This is a genomic window from Microbulbifer sp. CnH-101-G (genome assembly GCF_052466775.1).
Genome location: NZ_CP174292.1, coordinates 3187211 through 3211037, shown reverse-complemented (window position 1 = coordinate 3211037; position 23827 = coordinate 3187211). Strand labels below are relative to the sequence as shown.

The 23827-nt window shown below is 48.2% G+C and carries 18 protein-coding genes and 1 pseudogene; 8 read left to right on the top strand and 11 right to left on the bottom strand.

Going from position 1 to position 23827, the window contains the following annotated elements; all coding sequences use genetic code 11:
* Positions 1-173 precede the first annotated feature (173 nt).
* From ACJJID_RS14200 to ACJJID_RS14185, 4 genes and pseudogenes are all read left to right on the top strand, one after another.
* A complete protein-coding gene (locus ACJJID_RS14200; protein ID WP_444920040.1) occupies positions 174-2381 on the top strand; it encodes a DPP IV N-terminal domain-containing protein in 2208 nt (735 codons plus the stop codon).
* Between the two features lie 407 nt (positions 2382-2788).
* Positions 2789-3109, top strand: coding sequence for a rhodanese-like domain-containing protein (locus tag ACJJID_RS14195; protein ID WP_444920039.1), 321 nt, complete (start codon positions 2789-2791; stop codon positions 3107-3109).
* Between the two features lie 158 nt (positions 3110-3267).
* A complete protein-coding gene (locus tag ACJJID_RS14190) occupies positions 3268-3717 on the top strand; it encodes a transposase (RefSeq protein WP_444922596.1) in 450 nt (149 codons plus the stop codon).
* Positions 3618-4046 (top strand): annotated as a pseudogene (locus ACJJID_RS14185) (IS5 family transposase); the annotation flags it as partial. The gene ACJJID_RS14190 and the pseudogene ACJJID_RS14185, both read left to right, overlap by 100 nt.
* 12 nt (positions 4047-4058) lie before the next feature.
* Here the strand turns inward: ACJJID_RS14185 and katG are convergent.
* On the bottom strand, positions 4059-6320 hold the full coding sequence (gene katG, locus ACJJID_RS14180) for a catalase/peroxidase HPI (protein ID WP_444922638.1): 2262 nt from the start codon (positions 6318-6320) through the stop codon (positions 4059-4061).
* A gap of 437 nt (positions 6321-6757) precedes the next feature.
* Between katG and ACJJID_RS14175 the strand changes: the two genes are divergently transcribed.
* Positions 6758-8746 carry an alkyl/aryl-sulfatase gene (locus ACJJID_RS14175; protein ID WP_444920038.1) on the top strand — a complete coding sequence of 663 codons (1989 nt, stop codon included), beginning with the start codon at positions 6758-6760 and terminating at the stop codon, positions 8744-8746.
* Here the strand turns inward: ACJJID_RS14175 and ACJJID_RS14170 are convergent.
* The 9 genes from ACJJID_RS14170 to ACJJID_RS14130 all read right to left on the bottom strand — a co-directional run bounded on the left by ACJJID_RS14170 (position 8657) and on the right by ACJJID_RS14130 (position 19876).
* Positions 8657-10705: a DNRLRE domain-containing protein gene (locus tag ACJJID_RS14170; protein WP_444920037.1), complete on the bottom strand. Its 2049-nt coding sequence runs from the start codon at positions 10703-10705 to the stop codon at positions 8657-8659. The genes ACJJID_RS14175 and ACJJID_RS14170 overlap by 90 nt on opposite strands.
* A gap of 90 nt (positions 10706-10795) precedes the next feature.
* Complete coding sequence (locus ACJJID_RS14165; protein WP_444920036.1) at positions 10796-11437, bottom strand: Lcl C-terminal domain-containing protein; 642 nt, start codon at positions 11435-11437, stop codon at positions 10796-10798.
* Positions 11434-12918, bottom strand: coding sequence for an ethylbenzene dehydrogenase-related protein (locus ACJJID_RS14160; RefSeq protein WP_444920035.1), 1485 nt, complete (start codon positions 12916-12918; stop codon positions 11434-11436). Before ACJJID_RS14160 ends, ACJJID_RS14165 begins: the two co-directional genes overlap by 4 nt.
* Positions 12919-13897: 979 nt before the next feature.
* Complete coding sequence (locus ACJJID_RS14155; protein WP_253869132.1) at positions 13898-14149, bottom strand: YdcH family protein; 252 nt, start codon at positions 14147-14149, stop codon at positions 13898-13900.
* A gap of 540 nt (positions 14150-14689) precedes the next feature.
* The gene (locus ACJJID_RS14150) at positions 14690-15382 is read right to left on the bottom strand and encodes a TetR/AcrR family transcriptional regulator (RefSeq protein WP_152454866.1); all 693 of its coding nucleotides are present in this window, start codon (positions 15380-15382) and stop codon (positions 14690-14692) included.
* Positions 15383-15587: 205 nt separating this feature from the next.
* On the bottom strand, positions 15588-16607 hold the full coding sequence (locus ACJJID_RS14145) for a cytochrome d ubiquinol oxidase subunit II (RefSeq protein ID WP_444920034.1): 1020 nt from the start codon (positions 16605-16607) through the stop codon (positions 15588-15590).
* Positions 16600-17994: a cytochrome ubiquinol oxidase subunit I gene (locus tag ACJJID_RS14140; RefSeq protein WP_444920033.1), complete on the bottom strand. Its 1395-nt coding sequence runs from the start codon at positions 17992-17994 to the stop codon at positions 16600-16602. The genes ACJJID_RS14145 and ACJJID_RS14140 overlap by 8 nt, the downstream gene beginning before the upstream one ends.
* A 199-nt stretch (positions 17995-18193) precedes the next feature.
* Positions 18194-18748: a GbsR/MarR family transcriptional regulator gene (locus ACJJID_RS14135; RefSeq protein WP_152454863.1), complete on the bottom strand. Its 555-nt coding sequence runs from the start codon at positions 18746-18748 to the stop codon at positions 18194-18196.
* 183 nt (positions 18749-18931) lie between these two features.
* On the bottom strand, positions 18932-19876 hold the full coding sequence (locus ACJJID_RS14130) for a DUF1853 family protein (protein ID WP_444920032.1): 945 nt from the start codon (positions 19874-19876) through the stop codon (positions 18932-18934).
* Between the two features lie 218 nt (positions 19877-20094).
* Between ACJJID_RS14130 and ACJJID_RS14125 the strand changes: the two genes are divergently transcribed.
* Positions 20095-20988 (top strand): bile acid:sodium symporter family protein, encoded by an 894-nt coding sequence (locus tag ACJJID_RS14125; RefSeq protein WP_444920031.1) that lies wholly within the window; start codon positions 20095-20097, stop codon positions 20986-20988.
* Between the two features lie 30 nt (positions 20989-21018).
* Here ACJJID_RS14125 and ACJJID_RS14120 read toward each other — a convergent pair whose 3' ends face one another.
* A complete protein-coding gene (locus tag ACJJID_RS14120) occupies positions 21019-21708 on the bottom strand; it encodes a Crp/Fnr family transcriptional regulator (RefSeq protein WP_444920030.1) in 690 nt (229 codons plus the stop codon).
* A gap of 81 nt (positions 21709-21789) precedes the next feature.
* On the opposite strand from ACJJID_RS14120, the gene ACJJID_RS14115 reads away from it, so the two are divergent.
* Both ACJJID_RS14115 and ACJJID_RS14110 read left to right on the top strand, forming a co-directional pair.
* The gene (locus ACJJID_RS14115) at positions 21790-22557 is read left to right on the top strand and encodes a class II aldolase/adducin family protein (protein WP_444920029.1); all 768 of its coding nucleotides are present in this window, start codon (positions 21790-21792) and stop codon (positions 22555-22557) included.
* Positions 22558-22795: 238 nt separating this feature from the next.
* Positions 22796-23707 carry a glycosyltransferase gene (locus ACJJID_RS14110; protein ID WP_444920028.1) on the top strand — a complete coding sequence of 304 codons (912 nt, stop codon included), beginning with the start codon at positions 22796-22798 and terminating at the stop codon, positions 23705-23707.
* The last annotated feature ends 120 nt before the right edge of the window (positions 23708-23827 follow it).

The window sequence follows — 23827 nt, the reverse complement described above, 5'->3', positions numbered from 1 at the left end:
TTAGTTTGCTTAACCGGGTAATCCAAGTGCTATTCCTACAGATTACGTGAGGGGGCGATTACATTGTAAAATCCGTGTTTGTTAATCAATCTATACGGAAAAATAACCTCCTCCCGCCTCAAGTCTTCCTTTTTTGAATACAAGGCAGGGAATCAGAGACATAAGGGCCTACTATGAAGAAAACACTCCTTGCCCTACTTGGCACCACTTTTGTGGGAATATGCTCCGCAGAGCCTCTTACCATTGAGAGAATATTCTCAGCCCCCGCTCTGGATGGCTCTACGCCCCGGGCACTGGAATACTCCCCTGATGGTAGGCGGGTTACCTATCTGAAAGGGCGTGACGAAGACTACAACCGCTATGACCTATGGGAATATCATATTGCCGATGGGCAATCCCGTATCCTGGTGAATTCAGATAGTTTGCATAGTGGCGATGAAACCCTTTCGGATGAAGAGAAGGCCCGGCGGGAGCGTCAGCGCATCTATGGCAGTGGCATTATGGAGTACAGCTGGTCTGAGGATGGCAAATCTCTATTATTCCCCCTGGCAGGGGATGTTTATTACTACGATTTGGCTAAAAAATCAGTACAAAGGCTTACGAAGACAGAGGCATTTGAAACCGATGTGCGGGTTTCCCCAAAGGGGCGTTATGTCTCTTTTATCCGTGAGCAAAATATCTATCTTGTGGATTTGAAAAGTGGCAAAGAAACCCAGTTAACGCAAGATGGCCAGGGGCCTATCAAGAATGGAATGGCCGAGTTTGTTGCTCAGGAAGAAATGGGGCGTATGAGCGGCTACTGGTGGTCGCCGGATGACCGCCAAATTGCCTTTTTGCAAGTAGATGAGTCTCCGGTAGATGAGGTAACCCGCAGTGAGATCTATGCTGATCGTATTGACCTGATTCAGCAACGCTACCCAGCAGCAGGGAGAGCGAATGTAAAAATTCGGTTAGGTATTTTGAATGTTGAATCGGGTAAAACCCGCTGGGTGAATCTTGGTGATGAACAAGATATTTATATTCCTCGTGTGCAATGGGCGCGGAACAATCTATTAACTTACCAGTGGCAATCCCGCAATCAGCAAAAGTTGCAGCTGCGTTCTTTTGATTTGAAAAAAGGAACCGGAAAAACCCTATTGAGTGAATCCAGTGATACCTGGGTCAATTTGAGTGACGACCTTTATTTTCTTGAAGATAAAGATCAGTTTATCTGGTCCTCGGAGAGAGATGGTTACAAGCATCTTTATCTGTATGACCTCAATGGCAAGCTGTTAAATCAGATAACCCGTGGTAACTGGGTTGTAGATGAAGTCGAAGCGGTCGATGAAAATAAGGGCTTGTTGTATTTTACTGGGCGTAAAGATATCGCCATAGAGCGGCATTTATACCGGGTGCCATTTAATGTTGATGGAGAAATACAACGTATTTCCAACAAAAAGGGTATGCATGATATCGAGTTTGCCCAAGATGCTTCGGGTTACATCGATAAATTCTCCAATGTAAATACCCCACCGCAGGTTAGCCTGCACAATGCGAATGGCGACCTAACGACCTGGCTGGAGGAAAATGCAGTAACTAAAGGGCATCCTCTGTACCCTTACAAAGCTGACTGGATTACTCCAGAGTTTGGTACCCTTGCGGCCCCTCACGGGCATCAACTTAATTATCGCCTATATAAGCCGTCCAATTTTGATACATCCAAGCGTTACCCGGTGATGGTTTATGTCTATGGAGGCCCCCATGCCCAGGTAGTTACCAATAGCTGGGATAAAGCCTTCAACCAGTTTATGGCTCAGCAGGGATATGTCGTTTTTTCTCTGGATAACCGCGGTTCTGCAAACCGGGGGACGGCTTTTGAAAACCCTATCTTTAAAAATATGGGTAGCCCCGAAGTCGAAGATCAGGTTGTTGGGGTAGAATTTCTGCGCTCGCTACCTTATGTCGATAGCGATAATATTGGTATCTATGGGCATAGTTATGGGGGCTATATGGCCCTGATGAGTATGTTCAAGGCGGGTGACTATTTCAAGGCGGGAGTCTCTGGTGCACCGGTTACAGATTGGACTCTTTACGATACTCATTACACAGAGCGTTATATGGGTAACCCCAATACCGATGCGGATGCCTATCAAGCCTCATCTGTTTTTCCCTATAGTAAGGGGCTCAAGGGGGCTCTATTGATTTATCACGGTATGGCAGATGACAACGTGTTATTTACCAATACGACTCGCCTCATCAAGCAATTACAGGATAACGGTCAGCAGTTTGAATTAATGACTTATCCGGGTAAAAAGCACAGTTTACGCGGTAAACAAACCCGTATTCATCAATACACCATGATCAAAGATTTCTTTGATCGACACTTACGTAAAGACAGGTAATTATAAATATATAAATTGCAGCATATCAGGCCTCCCGGTAAATAATACCTGGGGGCTTGATGATAGGGCCGCGTATATCACCCCGATGTTTTTCATTTCTTAGTACCAATCTGTCAATCACCCCAAGAATAATTATGTTTGACTCATTCAGCGTTTTATTTTTTCTAATGTTTGGTTAATTTTGTTACCCTTTCTTTCTAGTAGATTATCTTGAAGATAAAGTTTTGATTTTAAATAAGCTACCAAGAAACTTCTGGGCTGATCACTAACATATTGGATTAGGGTGAATAATATTAAACAGACTTGGCGGTAGATTAATTTTGTTGGCTGCGTTGATAGGTTTCGTTGGTTGTACTGTAGTAGGTACTGAGGAGGGGACGCTATCTCAGGAAGAAGATCGAGGATCTATGGAAATTGAAGTAGAACTTTTATCTGCCTATATACAAGATCAATCTCAATTTGTGTTAGTGGATGCGCGCACAGTGGAGGAGTTTGAGGCTGGACACATAGATGGTGCGATTAATATCCCTCTGGGCGACTTCGATGAAATGAGCGAGCACTTAACACTAAAACGTGATGAGGTGGTGTTGGTCTACTGCAAAAGTGGTACGCGGGTGAAAAAACTGGCGAACAAATTATCTGCAGCCGATTATAAGCGAGTTAGTGTTATCCCATCACACCAGCTGAAATTTATTGATGGAGAAATAATCTTTGCAAGCCTGGAATAGCGTACGGTGAAAATATAGCGTTCGGTGTAGATAAAGGTACTAGGCAAGCCGACGGGTATGTCGGTTTGCCTAGTGAAAATTCTTGTAAAAACTAGAAGCTGTTTCATAACTTGAAATCGGTTATTCTCACGCAATTACTTAAAAAAAGTCCAGCAATAGTGAGCCGATTCCAGTCAGAGTTAACCAATGATCAATGGAAATTGATCGAACCTTGTCTTCCTGAGTTAAAACGAGGAAAGGGAGGCCCAAAACCCATTGATAATCGAGCTTGTTTTGAAGGCATCCTGTGGGTTTTGCGTTCTGGAGCTCGATGGAAAGATCTTCCTTCACACTATCCATCACCGAGTACATGCTGGAGAAGGCTTCAGTTTTGGGAAGAGCAAGGAGCTTGGCTACATGCATGGAGAAGATTCCTGGAGCTATTGGATCAACAGTCTTTGCTTAACTGGGAGGAAGTCTTTTCTGATGGTAGCTTTGCACCAGCAAAAAAGGGGGCTTCGAAGTCGGGAAAACCAAGCGGGGCAAGGGTTCAAAGTGGATGGTGGTGGTCGATGGCGAAGGTATTCCACTGGGAGGCACCATTACTTCGGCCTCACCAGCAGAAGTAAAGTTATTACATCCATTGCTTGATGTTACGTATAAAAATACAAAGATTCATCGCTTAGTTTATGATAAAGCGGCGGACTCTGATCCTCTTAGAGATAGTCTGTTGAGTCGTGGAATCGACCTTATCTGTCCACACAGGATAAATAGGAAAAAAGCCTCAAGGCAGGATGGTAGAAAGCTCAGAAGGTATACTCGCCGTTGGAAAGTTGAGCGGACTTTTGCGTGGTTGGGAAATTACCGCCGTTTGGTTGTTAGATGGGAGCGATATTTGTCCACTTATCGTGCTTTTTTCTATATTGCATGCATGTTAATTACGTTAAAGAAGTTATGAAACAGCTTCTAATCACTGATTAGGTGAGTCGAAACGATCTAGATTCATTACCTTGGTCCAGGCCTTAACAAAATCCTGCACAAATTTCTGCTGAGAGTTATTAAATGCATAGACCTCAGCGACAGCTCTAAGCTCAGAGTTAGAGCCAAAAATCAGATCTACCGGAGTGGCCGTCCACTTTACCTTGTCGGTATTGCGGTCACTACCTTCATAGACACCTTCGGCTTTATCGGATTTTTTCCACACCGTGGACATATCCAGGAGGTTGACAAAAAAGTCGTTAGTGAGAGTCCCCGGCTTATCGGTGAATACGCCATTCTTTGATCCATCGGTATTGGCGTTAAGTGTGCGCATACCTCCAACTAAAACAGTCATTTCCGGTACGCTGAGTGTTAATAGACTTGCGCGGTCCACCAGCATCTCGGTGGGTGTGCGGCTGTTGTTTTTACTGAAGTAATTGCGGAAACCGTCAGCGGTGGGTTCTAGCATGGCAATAGAATTAACATCGGTCTGTTGCTGGGTCGCGTCTGTACGGCCGGGCTTGAAAGGCACCTTGATTTTTTGTCCGCCGTCTGCAGCTGCTTTTTCAACTGCTGCAGAGCCGCCGAGAACGATCAGGTCGGCAAGGGATACTTTCTTACCGTCGGATTGTGCATTGTTAAATTCCTGCTGGATTTTTTCTAGCTGCGTCAAAACCTTGGCCAGTTCTTCTGGATCATTCACAGGCCACTCTTTCTGTGGCTCCAAGCGTATGCGTGCACCATTAGCTCCGCCGCGGTTGTCTGATCCACGAAAAGTTGATGCCGAGCCCCAGGCGGTTCTTACTAACTCTGGCACGGTGAGTCCTGAGGAGAGGATTTTTGATTTTAGCTGACTGATATCACCGTCATTAATTAGAGGATGATCTATTTTGGGCACAGGATCTTGCCAGAGCAGGTCATCTTTAGGGACTTCTTTACCGAGATAGCGAGCTCGAGGGCCCATATCGCGGTGAGTCAGTTTGTACCATGCCTTGGCGAAAGCCCGTTTAAAATCCTCCGGATTTTCCTGAAAGCGTTTGGCTATTTCCCGGTAGCTGGGGTCAAATTTTAGGGAAAGGTCTGTAGTAAACATGATAGGCGCATGCCGCTTGTTTTTATCGAAAGCATCGGGAACTAGGTTTGCAGCAGCCTGATCATCGGGAATCCACTGTACTGCACCAGCAGGGCTCTTGGTTTTTACCCAGTTAAATTTGAACAGGTTATCCAGGTATTGTTGGCTCCAGGTAATGGGGGCAGCCGACCAAGCCCCTTCGAGCCCGGAGGTCATAGTGTCGTCGGCATTGCCTTTGCCACACTTGTTTTTCCAGCCCAAGCCCTGTTGTTCAATAGGGGCGCCAGCGGGCTCGGGGCCTAAACAGTCGGCTTTTACCGCACCATGGGCCTTGCCGAAAGTGTGGCCACCGGCAATCAGCGCAACCGTTTCCTCGTCGTTCATAGCCATACGTGCAAAGGTTTCGCGAATATCGATGGCTGCAGCTTTGGGATCAGGATTGCCGTTAGGACCTTCGGGGTTCACATAAATCAGGCCCATTTGCACGGCTGCCAATGGCCTTTCCAATTGGCGATTGCCGGTATAGCGCTCATCGGCCAGCATCTTTGTTTCTGGGCCCCAATAAACTAGATCCGGTTCCCAGTCGTCTATGCGGCCGCCGGCAAAGCCATATGTCTCAAATCCCATGGATTCAAGGGCGACATTGCCCGTGAGCACCATGAGGTCGGCCCAAGATAGCTTGGCACCATATTTTTGTTTGATGGGCCACAGCAGGCGCCGGGCTTTATCCAGGTTGGCATTATCGGGCCAGCTATTCAGTGGATCGAAACGCTGCTGACCGCCACCTGCACCTCCGCGGCCATCGTTTATACGGTAGGTACCGGCGCTATGCCAGGCCATGCGGATCATAAAGGGGCCATAGTGACCGAAATCTGCTGGCCACCAATCCTGGGAGGTTTTTAGCAGAGTCTCTATATCACTTTTTACCGCTTTGAGATCGAGAGTTTTAAATTCCTCGGCATAATTAAAGTTTTCTCCCATTGGGTTAGATCTGGGGGAATGTTGCCGTAGAGGGCGCAGGTCCAGTTGATTGGGCCACCAGAATTGGTTTGACTTTGGTTGAAAGTCCTTAGGGCCTTGGTGGGTAACTGGATCAGTCACTACCTCTTCGTCGTCGGCAAAGGCATTTGATGCCAGCAGGGACAGAGTGATGATTAGAGCGGTACCGAGAGAGAATCTCATTAATTGCATTGCAATCATCTCCATACGATAAGAAATGCGGGCCGAGGCTCTTTTAAATTGGGCTTTTATGCCGAGGCCAAAGGATTATATAGACTATATTGGCGACTTTATTATTGCGAGTTTTGTAAGTCACTAGTTTGACGGTAAATATTTTTTATATTGACTGTATGTAAATAAAATCGATTAGGTTTGACTGTTTTGCGTTGTAACATTTACTGCTGATTGTTGAATAAAACGAAAATAATAGGCTCAGCTTTTTATATGTTCTCGTAATAGTGGTATTTACGCTGTATGAACGGTAGTTTCTTTGGGTTTATTGAAAATAAAAATCACTTAAAACGTAGTTATTGTTTGTTGCGTTGCTAGTACGCCAGCCTATGGCTCTATCGCTTTGCCGTGAGTTAAGCCCATAGCTAAGCAACATAAGGAGATCCTTTATGCGCAAATATTTATTTTGGGGGATGTTTTTTCTTTTATTAACTGCTTGTGGTGATAGCCAGCAAAAAGTTACCCAGCATCCAGAGGAACTGAATGCCAATATCAAGCCAGCGAGCCAATCGACCAGAGCCCACAATAAGGCTGTAGCGAAGCAGTTACCCTTCTCTGACAACCTGGATTTTCATCTGGCCAAGCGCGGATTTATTGCCACGATTCCCGATGCGCAGATTAAAAATGCTATGGGAAGGGAGGTCTATGGCCTGGCGCAGTTGCAATTTCTCGAGGGGGCTTCGGAGGATACGGTAAACCCCAGCCTATGGCGGCAAGCTCAGCTTAACGCCTTGAATAATGGTTTATTTGAAGTGGTCGAGGGTATTTACCAGGTGCGCTCTCTGGACCTGGCCAATATGACTCTGATTAAAGGGGAAACGGGTTGGATCGTTGTCGATCCCCTGACTTCCAAGGAAACGGCCGCCGCAGCTTTGGCTTTGGCAAATAGGGCGTTGGGGGAGAGACCCGTAAGCGCAGTAATCTTTACCCATAGCCATGCGGATCACTTTGCCGGTGTATCGGGAGTTGTCTCCATGCAGCAGCTGGCTGAAGGATCTGTAGATATTATTGCACCGGATGGATTTTCCGAGGAGGCGATTAGTGAGAATGTGCGCTCGGGCAATGTGATGCAGCGGCGTGCGCTCTATCAGTTTGGGGATTTATTGCCTTCAAGCCCGGAGGGGTTTGTATCCTCGGGGCTCGGTAATCGGGTTTCCGATGGAGAACATGGAATCGCCACACCCACCCGCCTGATCCCTGAAAAGGGGGCGGAAATGACAATTGATGGGGTGGACATTGTTTTTATGAGCACCCCAGGGGCTGAAGCTCCCACTGAAATGGTCTTTTTCTTTCCCCAGTTCGATGCCCTGTGTATGAGCGAGATTGCCAACCACACTCTGCATAACCTCTATACCTTGCGCGGCGCTAAAACCCGCGATGCACTGGCATGGAGTCGTTATATAGAGCGTGCTATGGAAAAGTTTGGCGGACGTACCCAGGTGGTTTTCAGCAGCCATCACTGGCCGACCTGGGGTAATAGAGAGGCGATGGACTACCTGGCCAAGCAGCGCGATCTCTACAAGTATATTCACGACCAGACCTTGCGTCTGGCCAACCATGGCCACGACATGGTTGAAATTGCCGAACAACTGCAACTGCCGGAGACGCTCTCCAACGCCTGGGCTAATCGTGGTTATTACGGCACCATCAATGTGGGCGCAAAAGCGGTGTACAACCGCTATCTGGGATATTTCGACGGCAATCCAGCCAACCTCTACCCCCTGCCACAGGAAGAAGCGGCACTTCGTTATGTGGAATATATGGGAGGAGGAGAAAAAATTATAAAGCGGGCGCGAGAGGATTACTCCCAAGGTAATTACCGCTGGGTGGCGATGGTGCTAAAACATCTGGTTTTTGCTGAGCCAAAAAATCAAGAGGCCCGTTACCTATTGGCAGATGCTTTCGAGCAACTGGGTTATCAGGCGGAATCCGGCATCTGGCGAAATTTTTATTTGAGCGGCGCTAGGGAGTTGCGCCACGGGGTTGAACTTCGTGAGGAAATGCGACCGCCGGAAGAAATTGTTGCGCGAGTGCCTTTACAGCTTTTATTTGATGCCATGGCAGTGCGTCTCAATGGGGAAAAGGCGGCGGATGCGGATATCCGCCTGAATATAGAGATGACTGACAACAATAATAAATACCTGGTGGTTGTTAAAAACGGCGTTTTACACGGTTATCCCGATCGCCACAGCGAAGACCCCTCGGCTAGCCTGGCCTTGAGCAGCACCGACCTACGGCTGATGTTCAGCGGTCTGGTCGGTGCGCCCACCATGATTAAGGAAGGTCGCTTAAAGGTGCGCGGTAACCCCCTGGCTTTGATTCAGTTTGGCAGACTCTTCGATAAGTTTGATCGGAACTTCAACCTGGTGACCCCTTAATTGCGTGATGCTGGGAAGGGTTGGCATCAGGATCGATGGCTTCATCTCCGCTGGCAGTCTGCGGGGTATGAAGCCTTTTCTCTGACCAGTTTGATTTACCGGTAAAGCCAGTTTGGTAAAGCTGTTGCAATTGGCCTCGATTTTTAGCGCCGATGACATGCCGGTTTCCTTGGAGGTGAAGTCCACCCCATTGCTGCCACTGCGTGCAGCAATTACAAGGCCAGTATTGGTACCGCCAAGCCAGCTATCAATCAGCCCGGAAGAAAGCAGGTCGATGGTTTCTATTCCCGTGTAAAAAGGTACAAAGCTCTCTGCCAAATTGCCGCGTACCGATGAGCCACCTACAGAATTCCAGGTGGCGCTCTCCTCGCTCCAGTCATTAGCAGCCTGGTAAATACCAAAGGTATTTCCCGAGCGATTAGTAATATTCAGCTCCAGGGTGGCAGAGCTGATGGAGGAACAGCCGGAAAGGTTTGTGAGGTCAAATTTAATCAGTGTGTAGAGCGTGCCATAGGTGGAGTCACTGCCATCTGCAAGTAGTCCATCGGAATCGCCATCAAAATTACTGGATGAATGGCGAGAGGAAATAAATACATCATCACTCACTGGTAAGGAAAAGCTGCCACCGTTGTCCGCGTTCTCCTCGATTACACTGCGGCCCGCACTATTGGTCACCAGATTCATGGCTTCACCCAGACGGTTGGCAGTCCACCAGTTCACATTGTCTGGCAGGACCAATGGATCTGCGGCGCGCTCTTCCCAAGTCAAAGTTTCGGCGGTGTCATCGAATTGTGCGGTACGCACTGCCAGCCCCTCTTCGCTCACTTGGATGACTTTGAACTGCTGAATACTGGCCATATCAATGGTCCAGGATTTGGCATCGTTGGCCGATCGAGCCGGTGCTCCCCAGCTTCCTTCACCCACATAAACGGTGCCGCCGTTGGTGGTTGTGGAAAAGTTGCTACCACTGGGTATTACAGCTTCAGTCATCTTGGTGAGGTGGGTATCGGATTCCACCACCAGGTTCATGGCGTAGTCATAAAATGACTGCGCCCACCAGTTAAACAGCGTGGGGTTGTCGGATTTTCCGCTGTAGTGGGGGAACATGGGTTTGTGGTATTGGGCGAAACGCCAGTTGGCGGAGCTTCCATAGGTGGACAAATCGCTCGATAACCAGTTGTTCATCGCGCTGGCGTAAGATGACCAGCCACCGTTTTGGAACTGGCTGTTCAAGGTGTAAACACGCAGCAGTGGCGATATTTGTACGGCGCCATAAGTGTCACTGGGTGTACAGTTGCCATCACTATTGAAATCCACCCCGAAGACTTCGCAGATGGTCGAGTAATTGTCGTCCTCGTGATTGCCGTGGGTGGGGATCAGTGGATAGATGCGCTTGTAGCTATAGCCATGGATATAATCGCTGGAATAGGTGAGCTCCCAGTCGTCGAGAAACTCACGCATTTCAGAAGCGCTATTGGCATTGGTGAAGTCACCGCCGTGCATCACTGCGAGCGGGCGTATTTTAGCCAGGAGTTCATTGCCCTTGCGGCGTGTGGTATGGCCTGTACGGGTATCGCCGCCGGCAACAACAACAAAAGGTGCGTTTTGCGCAGGAGCCGTTTTAAACCAAAATCTCTCCCCGCAGCCGTTTTGGTCGCATACACGAAAATAAATGGGTGAGTCGGCATTCAGATTTTGCAGTCGCACAAAGTGGCTGGTTATTCCACCATCGAACGTTTCGCTATTATTGACAAATGCGCTATTCCAGCTGTTCTCATTGGTGGAGTAACCGTAGCTGACATAGGGATTACTACTGCTGCCATCGGGGGAAAAACCGATGACGGCACTATTGGAAGCATCGCCATCCCAGGCAAGGCGGTAGTGTTTGGTAGCGGCACTGGCGTCGACTGCCAGCAACAGTGCCGAAATGGTAAGAGCGCGGCCAATGTGTTGTCTCATTGCGGGAATTCCTCTGCAAAGTTGGGACCTTTTCTTGTGAGAGCGCTACCGCCCGGAGGGGGATGATTGCAGGTTGGTGGCGCGCGGGAATTATTGGGGAGCGATGTGACAGCTGCTTGAACGATTGGTTACCAAGCGTGTGAAAGCGGCATTGCGATAGGGAATTGTGATGGTTTCCCCATTTATAAAGTTAACCGCTGCTCCACCGACTTTTAGATAAGAGTACACGCCCTTCAGGGGCAGATTGCCATCACTGGTCCAGTAATCACCCCGCTGGGTTTTGGGAAAGTATCCGGTTTCGATACTGGGGCTTCCGGGTTTTACTTCTGTCACCACAAGGGTACGCAGTTCACTGGCCGTGGGCAGGCGCCAGTGTTTTGAGCCACAGAGTTGTTCCCGGTTAATGTGGCGGATTAAATCTTCAGTATCGCAGCGCTCTGCCTCAAAATAACAATCTCCGTTATTAGCAACGCCCTGATTTTGTAAAAGTCGGGAATAAGTCCATTTCCCATCGTGAATATCTTCACTATCTGTCTTAACTTCCCACAATAGGCCGCTGCGTCTATCGCAGACACAAGACCAGGGACCATCCCAGGCATGGATCATTTCCCCTTCGGCAGTCACTTTAGATAAATAGTATTGCGATGGTTGTGGAGCTTGCGGCGTGTGGATAACTGCGGCGCCGATTAAGCAAGCGGGTAGAAAAAAAATAAGAAAAAGCCGTGTGATCATAGCGCTTTACTCAGATTCAGTTGAATGGCCCTGGTGTGCCGGGTGTGGGCAACTTGAGCACGATCAAATGCTGAGACCCATAGGCAGGTGCCGTCTTCGATAGGAATATCCTGGGGAGAGGCCGTATTTAATTTACGCACTAATTCGAGGGACCAAAAACCATCATGCCAAACCCCTTTGGCCCTAACATCAGCGCGGTCCCCTTCAAAACGGTTTGAGGTATAGAGTACCGAAGGCATTAGGGTACCCGTCGCTAGCTGATCACTTTCAGTTGAGTAGGGCTGGTAATCAAACCAGGAGATAGTCCAGTCCAGTGCTCGCTCTTGATCAAAACTTTGGAAGGGGGCCAAGGCATTTGTATCTCTGGGTAGGCGTTTGGGAGTGATGCTATCGGGGGAATACCATTTCCAGTTCATCAGGTAGGCACCGGACTCCTTACCATCCTGTTGGTAACCAGCGGTATAACGCCGTATGCCTGCACGTACTTTATCTGGTGCACCGATAAAATTATCATCCGCTAAATACATTTTGTTGGTTCGCACCGCCTTCCAGTGCCAGAGATCGTGCAATTGGCCCGACTGGCTGTAGTGGTAGCCCTTGCCATGCCAATTTGCGGGCTTACCTGGCAGTGGTGAACGGCCCAAGTGTGCGGTACCGGCACCGGCAAAATCGCAGTGACCGGAGAGTAACAGGGCAAACTTATCTTCGTAGTAGCGGCTTTCATCAAACTTTTCAAAACCTTGCTGCTGGATTTTCCAGCCTTGGTCGGTTTTTATCAGGGGTAGGTGAGCCAGGCTTTCCGTGGGGTCTTGCCAGGAGATATGGAAATAAATTTCCTCACCATTTTGCAAAGCTTTGAGGCGGACATCGGTACGGCCTTGATAAAAATTGGCTCCGCCATCGGTACTGACCTCTAGTACATCAGCATCCGCCCACTGGGACTCATTGGCATGGCCATCAATATCGATAATCGTATCTGCAGCGATTGTGGAAACCGGTAGTTGGTAATAAGTGAACTTGGCTAGAAGTAGCCAGCCGCCCATTAGAAAAATAGTTAGGAAGCTACAGAGCAAAACCAGCTGGGCTCTCTTTGTTGCGGCGGGCTTCAGGATATATTTCAGAGCGTTTTGCCCAAACTGAACCAGATACACCCCTGCATGCAGGAAAATGTAGGCTGTGAGCCCAAGTGCAGCGTAAAAATGTAGCGTTCTGGTTAGTGGTAGTTTGCTAATTCCGCTAAAGAGTAACCAGCCACTGGCCAGCGAGACTCCAATCAGGCTAATGCCCCCCCAGGTCACTACCCTGTGGTAATTCAATGGCTTGCGTCCAAATTTCTGCTCGGCCTGATAACGGCGTGAAATTCTTGAACATAAATAGGCCAATGCAACCAGTGAAAGCAGGACTGCAGAGAGGAAGTGCACACTGTGAACTTCCCCCTGGGGCAGCAGCTCTTCAATAGAGGCGATGGCAGGTTTACTCAATGTGGCAATTCTCAACCCACTAAACAGGCTGCAAGTCACCGCTATGACTAGCGCTGTGTGTAGCAGGACCCACGCGGGACCTTTTGATCTGTTAGGCATGGCTAGGCTCTAAAAAGCGCTCAGGCTATCGGCGGGATATGACAGTTTAGAGAAGCCTGTGAAAGGCTGAGAACTACTAAGAATTTATTCACCCGCCAAAGGAACACATTTAGCGGCGAATGGTGCGGATTTTCGCCATCATCGATGTCGACTCCGGTTCAGGGCTAGCTAAAGATTGGTATAGCGGCGCCAATTTTAGCTTGAGGTCATTGAGGTAATAAGGGTGTTATTCATTTAACGGAGTTACTCAAAAGGGGGAAGGAAAGAATACACTGTGCTCGGGACCGTATGAGGCATGGATGCCGATTACGAGTTTACAGGGATGTATTCACAGCGCGTCGTGAGCGCAGTGTATTCTTTCCTTCTGACCCAGTAGTACTTCGACGCTTTCCTGGGGTTAGAGGAGCTCGAGCGGATGAATTGGCAGCTGGAGCCAGGGCTCTTAATTGAAACCTTGCTCCTCTTCAATTGAGGTCTTTGGTCTAAAGCCGAGATGAGAAAAGGGCGTAACAAGGGTGATATTTAAAAAGTTGAATGTATAGGGTTTATGCCGACTTTGGCTTCAAAATAACCCAAATGTTGACAAGCCACATGATTGTGACGCTACTAGTGAAATTCCGACAGAATACCTTCACGCCTGCGGTTTTTCTACCTGTCTGCGAACCTACGTCATTTATGTCCTGGTGGGGCGTTTTTAGATCCCAATTATTTTTAGTGGTGTTAGGTCGCCAGCATCTTTAACAAGATGCGATCTGTACAGACTAAGGATGAAGAATAGGTGAGATAGAGTTGCATGGCGGCACTGGATCACTTTGGCGTTTTATTGAGAAGACGTTCGTGATCTAGCACCGCTAATTACGATGGGCACATCTCTCAAATGCTAATGATGAGGAACGACATCGGTAATGCGATTGTAGAGATGTTGCTTGAGGTAGGCTCGCTGTTTTTTCAGGCTTGAATAATGATCGTCATCGGTGCCGATGCCACTGTCCTGGAGTCCTCGTATCTGTTTGTCCAGTCTTCGGTAGAGGTCATTGTCCAGCTTGAATTCGACGTCGTCCCTGATCAATTGTTTGATGGTTTCGGCATGCTCGGGAAAATCCAGCTCCAGTTCATGTGCGGCAATGGACATATACAGTCTCCCCTCAATTGAGTTAGAGCACTTGGCATAATTTTAGTTTGTGAGTCACTGGTCACAAACTTTGGTAAACAAAAAGCAGTTTGTGGCTGCTAGTTGTTTGGCCATTTTATGGCCCGAATAGTTCAAAAAGCGGTTCTAACTGGCGGCTAGGCATTTTTTTGAGGAAGATCCATCGCTACCAACTGAGGGCTAACGGATAAGAGCTAACAGATGGCCGAGATTTTTATAACAAAATAGTCTAGCAAAATAGATTTTTAGAATGCCCGGGTTTTTTTAAAGAACGTCTATGGAGGTGTTTGGTTTTGAGTATAAAAAACTGTTTTTTTATACGTACAGGTTCGGCGCATGGTAAAAAAACAACGGTTTTCGGTATTGCAGCAGTCGTTATTTTTACACTGAAAAACGATTGAATTTAAATAGTTGAATGTAAAATTTGCATCGCAAATAAAAAGGCCTGGCAGAAAAGTCTGCCAGGCCTTTGTTACAGAAGTGCTATTTAAATTCTAATTAGTAAAATTTAAATTTTCAGGCTCAGGCTGAGGCCTCCAATGGAGCAAAGCGCAGCTGACGGCGCTGCAAAAGCTCCCCGAGATACAGTTTCAAGTAAGCAGCGGCTGCCCGCTTACCCTCAGCGGCTGCCTCCTCGGTAATTCTGCCGAAGCGCGAGTAGGCCTGGGAGCAGAATGAATCATTGATATTGATGGCGCACATAAAGCGGTCGCGCCAATCTTGCGATGGAGGTAGCTCAAACTCGCGAGACAGATTCTTAATTAAGGTATCTGCCAAACGCCAGTTGTTTTCCATCTGTAATTGACGCAAAGCCCAGCTGGATTGTGGACCATAGTGCACCTTGAGCGCAGAGATATTATCCTCGTAATAACTACGCACTAAATCGCACAAATGGTAGAGCATATCTTGCCAGCTATCTGCCGGTGAGAAGTCAGAGTGCCCCAGTACCACGTCGCCAAACGACTTGTAATGGCGCTCCGCCAGGGCGGTCAGGCTGGCATCTACACTCGGGAAAAAGTGGTACACAGATGCAGCGGGAACCCCGGCCACTTGGCTGAGATTAGCGAGGCTGATATCCGTGGAATCCTGCTCGGAAATGAGAGTTTCCAGCGCATCAAGAAGCTTTTCATACTTCTCGCGGCCGTTTTTGCGTTGTGGTTTGCGCGGACTTGCAGTGTCGCGCCGGCTAATAGCCCGTCGATCGATTTGGTTCAAATTTCCCTCCCCTTAGACAAGCGCAGTTGGCAAGCGCCAGAAGTGCGCTTTACTTCCTTGTAAAAAATTGTCTTCTGGAATTGATGATTATTATCGTACCAATTTCGGGGAGCAAGGGGATTTTGTTCGAATTGTGGGATAGTTCCGCGCTGGCAGATTGAATTTGATTAAGTGTTACTATCCCACACAATTCGAAGAAGTTGCGTTAATGATAGTGAAGTTCGGTAGCTTTGCCGCGAAATACCCGGTAGGAAAAGGCCGTATAGATAAGAATGACCGGCACAACAATTAGTGCGCCCACAAGAATAAACTTCAAAGAAGCAGTGGCACTGGCTGCCTGCCAGATATTCAATTGCCCAGGCACTATATCGGGGAAGAAGCTAAAGGCCAGGCCGGTAAAGCACATGAGGAAAATGGTCACTACCAGGACAAAGGGCAGTGCACTGTGTCTGTCATTGGCTTTGGGTAATCTAGCGAGCAGAAGGTCATTAAAAATAAAGGCCAGAAAACACAGGGTGGGTATCAGGAGTACAAACATCACTAAGGGGTAACTAAACCAGCGATCAAAAACGGTGGGGTTAACCAGTGGATTGATTGCAGAGACCGAGACCACTCCGAGAAGCGTCGCTCTTCCAGCCCGGCGCGCCCAGCGCACAGCACGTTCTTGTAATTGAGACTCAGTTTTCAAAACAAGCCAGGCCGAGCCCATATAGCTATATGCGGCGGTCACCCCTAATGCGCTTACCCCAGAAAAAAGCTGTGCCTGCCAGCCCGCCTGGAAACCCATCACATACTGTCCCAGCATATAACCCTGGGCCAAAGTGGTGATGATCGATCCAGCCTTGAAAGTCCGATCCCAGGCGAGTTTGTGCCCCACAGCCGCTTTAGCGCGGAAGTCAAAAGCCACGCCACGTAAAATCAGGCCCACCAACATAATGGCCGCTGGGATATAGAGGTGCATCAGTATGAGGTTGTGGGCAATTGGAAAGGCGATGAGTAGCAGGCCTATAGCGAGCACCAGCCAGGTCTCATTCGCATCCCAGAAGGGACCGATCGAGGCGATCATGGTATCTCGCTGGGTTTCATCCTCCTCAGCCAAGGGGAGGAGAATACCCACCCCCAGATCGTAACCGTCCAAAATGGCATAAACCAGAACTGCGAAACCCATCAGGCCGATAAAGATAACGGGTAGCCAATAGGCTGTGGAAGTGGCGGCCTCACTCATGGGATTCCCCCTTAGATTGCTTTTGGGTGGATTCTGGCAAGTTGGTTAGGCTGCCTCCGGCGAGAGGTTCCTCGGTTTCAAATTCCTCCACTTTGACAGACTTGAGTGCCATCACTTTAAGTGTGTGAATGTAGGCATAAAGTAGGACGACATAGACAACAAGATAGAGCGTGAGGGAAAAGCCCACATGGGATGGTGGGATCTGTGTTACGGCATCCGCCGTTCTCAACACTCCGGTCACCAACCAGGGCTGTCGACCAATTTCAGTCACGTACCAGCCCGCCAATGTAGCGACCCATCCGGCGAATGTCATAGCGACAAGGGTTTTGAGCGCCCAACGGGGTAGCTCTTTGCGCCGCCATAGGAGGTAGCAGCCGCCCCAGGCCACAGCCAGCATTAAAAGTCCCATGCCGACCATAATTCTAAAGGCGAAAAACACTGGAGCCACCGGCGGGTGATCATCGGGAAATTCTTCAATTCCCTTAACCTCCCCGTTTAAGTCATGGGTCAGGATAAGGCTGGCCATTTTAGGTATGGCAATTTCGTAGTGATTGGTTTTTGCTTCGCCATCAGGGATTGCAAACAGCAGCAGTGGTGCGCCCCTTTCTGTTTCCCATACCCCTTCCATAGCCGCCACTTTTTGTGGCTGGTATTTAAAGGTATTGAGACCATGCAGGTCGCCGACAAAAATCTGAATGGGAATAAAAACAGCCGCCAGGATAAGTCCGGTTTTAAGTGCCAGACGCGGCGCTCGCTTGGGGTCGCCTTTGAGAATTCGGTAAGCGGAGATGCCCGCCACAAAGAAGGCCGCCGTGAGCCCCGAGGCCAGCAGCATGTGGGTGAGCCGGTAAGGGAAAGAGGCGTTAAAAATAATAGCCAGCCAGCTCTCGGGGTAGGCGACACCATCGCGCAGTTCAAAGCCGGATGGGGTCTGCATCCAGGAATTTAAGGCAATGATCCAAAAGGCGGAGAGGGTGGTGCCAACAGCGACTACAAAGGCCGAGAAGGTGTGCACTTTACTGGGGACGCGCTTAATCCCGAACAACATAATGCCCAAAAAAGTGGCCTCCAGGAAAAAGGCGGTCAGTACCTCATAGCCCAGGAGAGGCCCGGCGATATTGCCAACTCGCGCCATGTAGCCTGGCCAGTTGGTGCCAAACTGGAAAGACATGGTGATGCCACTTACGACCCCGAGAGCAAAGGTTAGGGCGAAGATCTTTACCCAAAAGCGATAGGCACGCATCCAAACGGGGTTATCTGTTTGGTCATAGCGAAGCTTGAAAAAAACGATAATCCAGGCGAGGGCGATAGTGATGGTGGGAAAGAGAATATGAAAACTAATATTGGCGGCAAACTGTATTCGGGAGAGGATCAGAGTATCTAGCATGGGAGCCTCTGCTGGTCGGACTAATTTATTAACCAGATAATCGGGCGACGCTTCCTAAGCGGCCCGGCGGTGCCCGTCAAACACCATTGCAGGAGTATGGACCCGCGGTATTTTTTGAGCGACTGCCGACGCGGGGTCGGCGGCGGTATATCCCTATACCATCGATTTTTGCTGCCTAAGGGGCAATTCAGGCAGGTGCTTATTCGGAAGTTTTCCCCCCTGTCATTTTGCTTTTCAACTCCAGCAGCTTGACGATGCCAGAGCCCAGTTTCATTAGCCGGAGTAAATCATCGTGATCCAGCTTGCTCAGGGTGTTGGCAAACTCATCCAGCAACTCCAGCAGGCTGTAAACCTCCTGAATTTTTTCCTGTGCTTGAACCTCTTGTTCATCCTGGGGCTCATTGAGGAGAAGTTGGCGCAACAAGCTTAGAGTAGGGTCCAGTTCGCGCTTGCGTCGCTCCTCAAATACGGTGCGGGCAAGCTCCCAAATCGAACCAGCTGCGGTGAAATAGTCTTTGCGGTCACCGGGTTGGTGCTGCAGCTCAATAAGGCGCCAGGCCTGCAGTTCCTTGAGGCCCATACTCACATTGCCTCGGCTGATCTTCAGTGCCTGGGCTAATTGTTCGGCGTTGAGCGGGGAGGGGTGGATAGTCAGCAGGGCAAACATCTGGCCTACCGTGCGGTTGAAGCCCCACCGGCTACCCATTTCTCCAAAGTGCAAGACAAAGGCTTGGGCTTGACTAGAAAGTTTCATCAGATTCTTAACTTTCAGAAATTTCTGAAAATTGTAAAGGCAAATTGACCTAAGTCAATCAATAATTGAGAAAGTTTTGTATAGCGGGCTTTTGGGATAGTTGCTCGAAGAGCAGTCATTGGCCAGAGGGAGGAAGTGAATGGGGGATGTTGTTGATAGAGGTTGCATACTTTCTTAGGAAGTCTAAGTAGGAAGGGTTTCCAGCGCCCGTTGCAGCCAGTTACTGGGGACAATAAAGCCGCGGCTAATTTCACCCCTCTCCCCCACTAGCGCAAAGCATAGGGGCTTATTCATGGTTGAATTCTCCAACCCTGCAGTGAGTTGCTTAAAAGAGTTACCGCGAGCTTCATCCGATTCAATCGGTGCTAGCCATGCTTTCTTCGGGAGGTGGAGCCAGCGTAGATCTGCTGTGTCACTTCCTTGAAAAAGACCCTTGAAGGTTTCTAGATCTGCCCACCAGTTTTTGTCTTGCAGGTGGGTCGGCTTCTTATAGAAAAACGGATTGCTATGAATTGGCAGGGGGCTGAAGAGGCGGCCGGGCATCAGTGTCCACTGTTGCTCAATGTGAAGCCCCAATGCGTTTAAAAGAGGTTGCACCGCCTGCTGCTGAATAAGAGGTAATTGATGTTCCGCCATGCGTTTTATCTTGATATCCAAGCGGTCCTTGAGACCTGGGCCAACCCAGTAGCGGCGGGGTAGTGCGAGGTAGAACTTAACTGCAATTTCCCAGTGCTCACAGCGGTTAGTGGGTAAATGGTGGACCACAAAATCCAATTCACCGAGGGTTCTACCCTCGATACGTAAAGGCAGGTTCTGATGTAGCAATTGGTAATCGGGGTGGTACTGAAAAGCAAATGACCAGAGGCGTTCAAAGTAAACGCCGAGGCGGTTGGTAGGTTTATGTTGGTCGCTATCTATTAGGTGTATTTCAAGCTGATTGACAAGCTGTTGTTTGACTTCTTCGCGGGAAAAATAACTGTGCAGTTGACTGTGACGTACCATAGGCAGCCATGGCAGTTTGACAGTGTTTTTTGAATCACTGGCAGTACTGGCGATATCGTTACTGCCCAGTGACCAGAGCAGGTTGGACCAGTTATTGACTATCGGGGAGGGAAATCTATCGTTCATAAAAACCCAATCAGCTTCACAAAAGGCTTTCAGATTTTACCAGAGGCGGCATCTGTCTGTTGGTTGTGCTAGGGTTCATCTTCGAGAAACGCTGTAAATAATAAAAACAAGCAACCCCTTTTTTCTCTTATGCTGTGGATTACTGGTGTCCGCCAAAGCGTAATCTGTGTTGGAACTAGGGGCCTATAGCCAGACAATAATAAAAAGAGGAGGCGAGTGTGGAATCAGGGCCTATGATCTCGATCGGTCTGCCGATAGCGCTGTTTATCATTATGGTGGGTATTGGAATGACCCTGACTGCCAGGGATTTCCACCAGGTGACAGTAAAACCTGGTGGGCTGGTGGTCGGTACACTTGCCCAGATCATACTCATGCCACTTGTGGCTTTTGTTCTGTGTTGGGCGCTTAGTTTGCCCGCTCCGATCGCTGTGGGCCTAGTGATTATTGCAGCCTGTCCAGGTGGGACAACTTCGAACCTGTTTACACTGCTTGCTCGCGGCAATGTGGCGCTCTCCATCGTGCTAACAGTTTCCGCAAGCTTAATTACAATTTTAACCCTACCTTTTTTCACTAACTTTGCCTTGCGCCAGTACTTTGGTGCAGAGCAGGAAATTGTCCTACCCTTTGCCAGGACAGTGGCTATGTTATCGGTCATTGTCCTGTTGCCTGTGGTAATCGGTATGATAGTACGGGCCTGGAACCCTCACTTAGCGAGCCGTGCCGAGGGCATTGTGAGTATTTTCGGTGCACTGGTACTGCTTATTCTGGTAGTAGGGTTGGTGTGGGGAATGAGAGACCGAATAGGGGAGCTTATGCTGTTGGCTGGCCCCTCTACAATTCTGCTGAATTTATTGGGGGTGTTGGCTGGGTTAATCATCAGCCACTTCTGCGGGCTTTCCCGGCGAGATGGATTAGCGGTAGCTACTGAGTTGGGTATTAAGAACGGCACCATTGGCCTTATGGTGACCCTCACTTTAATGCATTCCAGTGAAATGTCGATACCCTCTGCAGTATATGGAGTGCTGATGTTTCCATCTGGGATGTTACTCGCGTACTACGGCCGCAAGAAAGCGCGGGAAGCTGGAGAGGAGGGTGCTGCGGAAGTTGGCTGAGCTGGTTGAAACCCTTTCAGTCCAATTGCTTTAATCTAACTTCTCAATATAGGCACCCAGGCGTGAGAGATCTGGCACGCTGATACGACCGTAGGAGCATTCTATCAGCCCCTGAGACTCAATATTTTTTAGTACCCGGTGTACCCCTTGCCGGGTCATTCCCATGGTGTTGGCGAGCAGCTCTTTGGTGAGACGAAAACTGCTATGACTATTTTTATGTCCACCACTATGCATCTGTGCCATAAAGAATAGGCGCCGAGCAATTCGAGCCTCAGTACCGCGTAGTACATCGTCCTGGATAATGGACATCACTGTCCAAAGCCTTCTGCTGATTTGTTCCAGTGCTATTGGATAGGCTTCGGGGTATTGTTTCATTTTTTCCCTCAGCAATTCACCGGGTATATCGACAATTACACAATCACTATGGGCGCGGGCTCCAAATACCCGCGGAGTTCCTGGGCAAAAAACGGTATCACCAAACCAGGCTCCATTACCTAAAATCGCAAGGGTTGCCTCGCGCCCAGAAAAATTACTGGAGCAGATTCGCACCTGCCCCTTGGCAATAATAGAAAGGCGTTCCAGGCGGGAACCTGAGGGATAGATAGTGTCGCCCTGGGAGAAGTGCTGGCAATGTGCCTTCTGGGCTAGTAATTCCCGAGCCTCACCGGGTAGGCCGGCTAGCAATGGGCATTTATCAATAAAGCTGATTTTATTATTCATTCGTCAAGTGTAAACAATTTGACAGTGTTTTTAGCGGGGCTGATTCAGAATTTGGATTCCAATAACATCAAGGAGTGCAACATGTACCTGGAAACTATGCCTTCACTGAAGGGGCGCGTCAGCGATGAAGAGTGGCAATTGCGTGTCGATTTAGCGGCGGCTTACCGTTTGATAGCCCACTATGGTTGGGACGATACCATCTTTACCCATCTCTCTGTGCGTATTCCCGGACCGGAATCCCACTTTCTAATTAACCCTTTTGGCATGTTTTTTGATGAAATTACAGCTTCAAGCTTGGTTAAAATCGATTTGCAGGGAGAAAAGGTGGATGAAAGTACGGCGATGGTGAATCCTGCAGGATTTACTATCCACAGTGCTATCCATGAGGCGCGGGAAGATGCCCACTGTGTTATGCACACCCATACTACTGCAGGCGTAGCGGTTTCTGCCCATGCTGAAGGCCTGCTGCCAATTTCTCAGCAATCATTATTTCCCCTGTCGAGTATTGCTTATCACGATTATGAGGGGATTGCTGTGCGTGAGGATGAAAAAGAACGCTTGGTGGCTGACCTGGGCTCAGCCAACTATATGATCCTTCGCAATCATGGGTTACTGACCTGTGCTTCCACCGTTGCTGATACCTTTCTGGCAATGTTTATATTGCAACGCGCCTGTGAAATTCAGGTTGCAGCGCTTACTGGCAATCCACCCCTCACCCCGGTTCCTCAAAATATTGTGGATAAGATCGTTAGCGAGGGAGATATGGTTACCGGTAATCAGGGAGGGCTTTTGGTTTGGCCAGGATTGTTGAGGAAGTTGGATCGCCTTGATTCTAGTTTCCGTGACTAAATGCTAATGGAATTTTTTAGGCTGAAGGTGGGAAACGTTTTCTCCCTCCTTCATGAGAACTATCTCTCATATTCTCGCAATTTAGATTTTCTGTTATAAATAAGGCACTTGTTACAGAGCAAAGTGAATATAACAGACAAACTAATAAAATTTCTATTGCTGATTTTTTGATCAGGGCGTGATAGGAGCACCTGAATTAGCTGTAGGCAGATAAATAAATTGGCGGGAGTGTCAGGTCATGCTTAATTATTTCTTAAAAAAACAACTAAAACGCCATGATCTTGGTAATAACATGAAGTTAGAGGCTCTGGTACGCTCTCACTTGCTCAGTCAACAGGCCATGATGGGAAATGATCAAGGGGTTGGCAACACAAAGAAAGATAAAATTGTTGTCTCCTTAACTTCCTTTGATAAGCGTATTCACGATGTCTATTTGTGTATAGAGAGTCTGTTCCAGCAATCACTAAAGGCAGATGCAGTCGTATTATGGTTATCGTTGATGGATTTTCCAGATCGGAAGCTCCCAGAAATGCTACAAAAGCAACAAGGGCGAGGGTTGGAGGTTTTCTTTGTTAAGGAGGATTTTGGCCCATACAATAAGTACTTTTATACTTTTAATCAGTTTCCTAACAGTTTAATTATCACTGTGGATGATGATGTATTATATCCACCGGATATGATTGATATGCTTTATCAGGCCTACCTACGCGATCCTTCCAATATTTACTGTCATCGTGCTCATCGTATTGAAGTGGATAAGAAAGGCAATATCCTTCCCTACGAAAAATGGCGTACTGAGAGGGATAAATGGAGTGGGGAATCTAATATCGAACCTTGCCATCGGGTATTTCCCACAGGTGTTGGTGGAGTCCTTTATCATCCTAATGCTTTGCATAAGGATGCCTTTGATAGTGAGAAGTTTTTAAAGTTGTGTCCTAAGGCAGATGATATTTGGCTTAAAGCGATGAGTATTAGACAGGGCACAAGAGCTGCGCGAGTACCGGACTTTCGCCCTTGGAGGGATAGATTTCTGACAATAGAAGGAGCTAAAGTTCAACGCTTACAAAGTGAAAATCTAAAGGGTAAGTATGGTAACGATTATAAAATCAGAAGAGTATTTTCTGAATATAAAGTTTTAGAATACTTGTGATTTATGATTATCTAAATATATTGTCAGTCTTCATTTTGGGCCCTTTTTTCAAAAGGTTTAGCGATTTTTTATTTTAGTGAAATTGGAATGTTCAAGTGTTGAGGTATGGGGTTTGAGGCA

Bases quoted from the DNA above. Each gene is read 5' to 3' on its own strand.
- ACJJID_RS14200 (WP_444920040.1), top strand. From the start codon at position 174: ATGAAGAAAACACTCCTTGCCCTACTTGGCACCACTTTTGTGGGAATA.
- ACJJID_RS14195 (WP_444920039.1), top strand. From the start codon at position 2,789: ATGGAAATTGAAGTAGAACTTTTATCTGCCTATATACAAGATCAATCT.
- katG (WP_444922638.1), bottom strand. From the start codon at position 6,320: ATGAGATTCTCTCTCGGTACCGCTCTAATCATCACTCTGTCCCTGCTG.
- ACJJID_RS14175 (WP_444920038.1), top strand. From the start codon at position 6,758: ATGCGCAAATATTTATTTTGGGGGATGTTTTTTCTTTTATTAACTGCT.
- ACJJID_RS14170 (WP_444920037.1), bottom strand. From the start codon at position 10,705: ATGAGACAACACATTGGCCGCGCTCTTACCATTTCGGCACTGTTGCTG.
- ACJJID_RS14165 (WP_444920036.1), bottom strand. From the start codon at position 11,437: ATGATCACACGGCTTTTTCTTATTTTTTTTCTACCCGCTTGCTTAATC.
- ACJJID_RS14155 (WP_253869132.1), bottom strand. From the start codon at position 14,149: ATGTCCATTGCCGCACATGAACTGGAGCTGGATTTTCCCGAGCATGCC.
- ACJJID_RS14145 (WP_444920034.1), bottom strand. From the start codon at position 16,607: ATGAGTGAGGCCGCCACTTCCACAGCCTATTGGCTACCCGTTATCTTT.
- ACJJID_RS14140 (WP_444920033.1), bottom strand. From the start codon at position 17,994: ATGCTAGATACTCTGATCCTCTCCCGAATACAGTTTGCCGCCAATATT.
- ACJJID_RS14135 (WP_152454863.1), bottom strand. From the start codon at position 18,748: ATGAAACTTTCTAGTCAAGCCCAAGCCTTTGTCTTGCACTTTGGAGAA.
- ACJJID_RS14130 (WP_444920032.1), bottom strand. From the start codon at position 19,876: ATGAACGATAGATTTCCCTCCCCGATAGTCAATAACTGGTCCAACCTG.
- ACJJID_RS14120 (WP_444920030.1), bottom strand. From the start codon at position 21,708: ATGAATAATAAAATCAGCTTTATTGATAAATGCCCATTGCTAGCCGGC.
- ACJJID_RS14115 (WP_444920029.1), top strand. From the start codon at position 21,790: ATGTACCTGGAAACTATGCCTTCACTGAAGGGGCGCGTCAGCGATGAA.
- ACJJID_RS14110 (WP_444920028.1), top strand. From the start codon at position 22,796: ATGCTTAATTATTTCTTAAAAAAACAACTAAAACGCCATGATCTTGGT.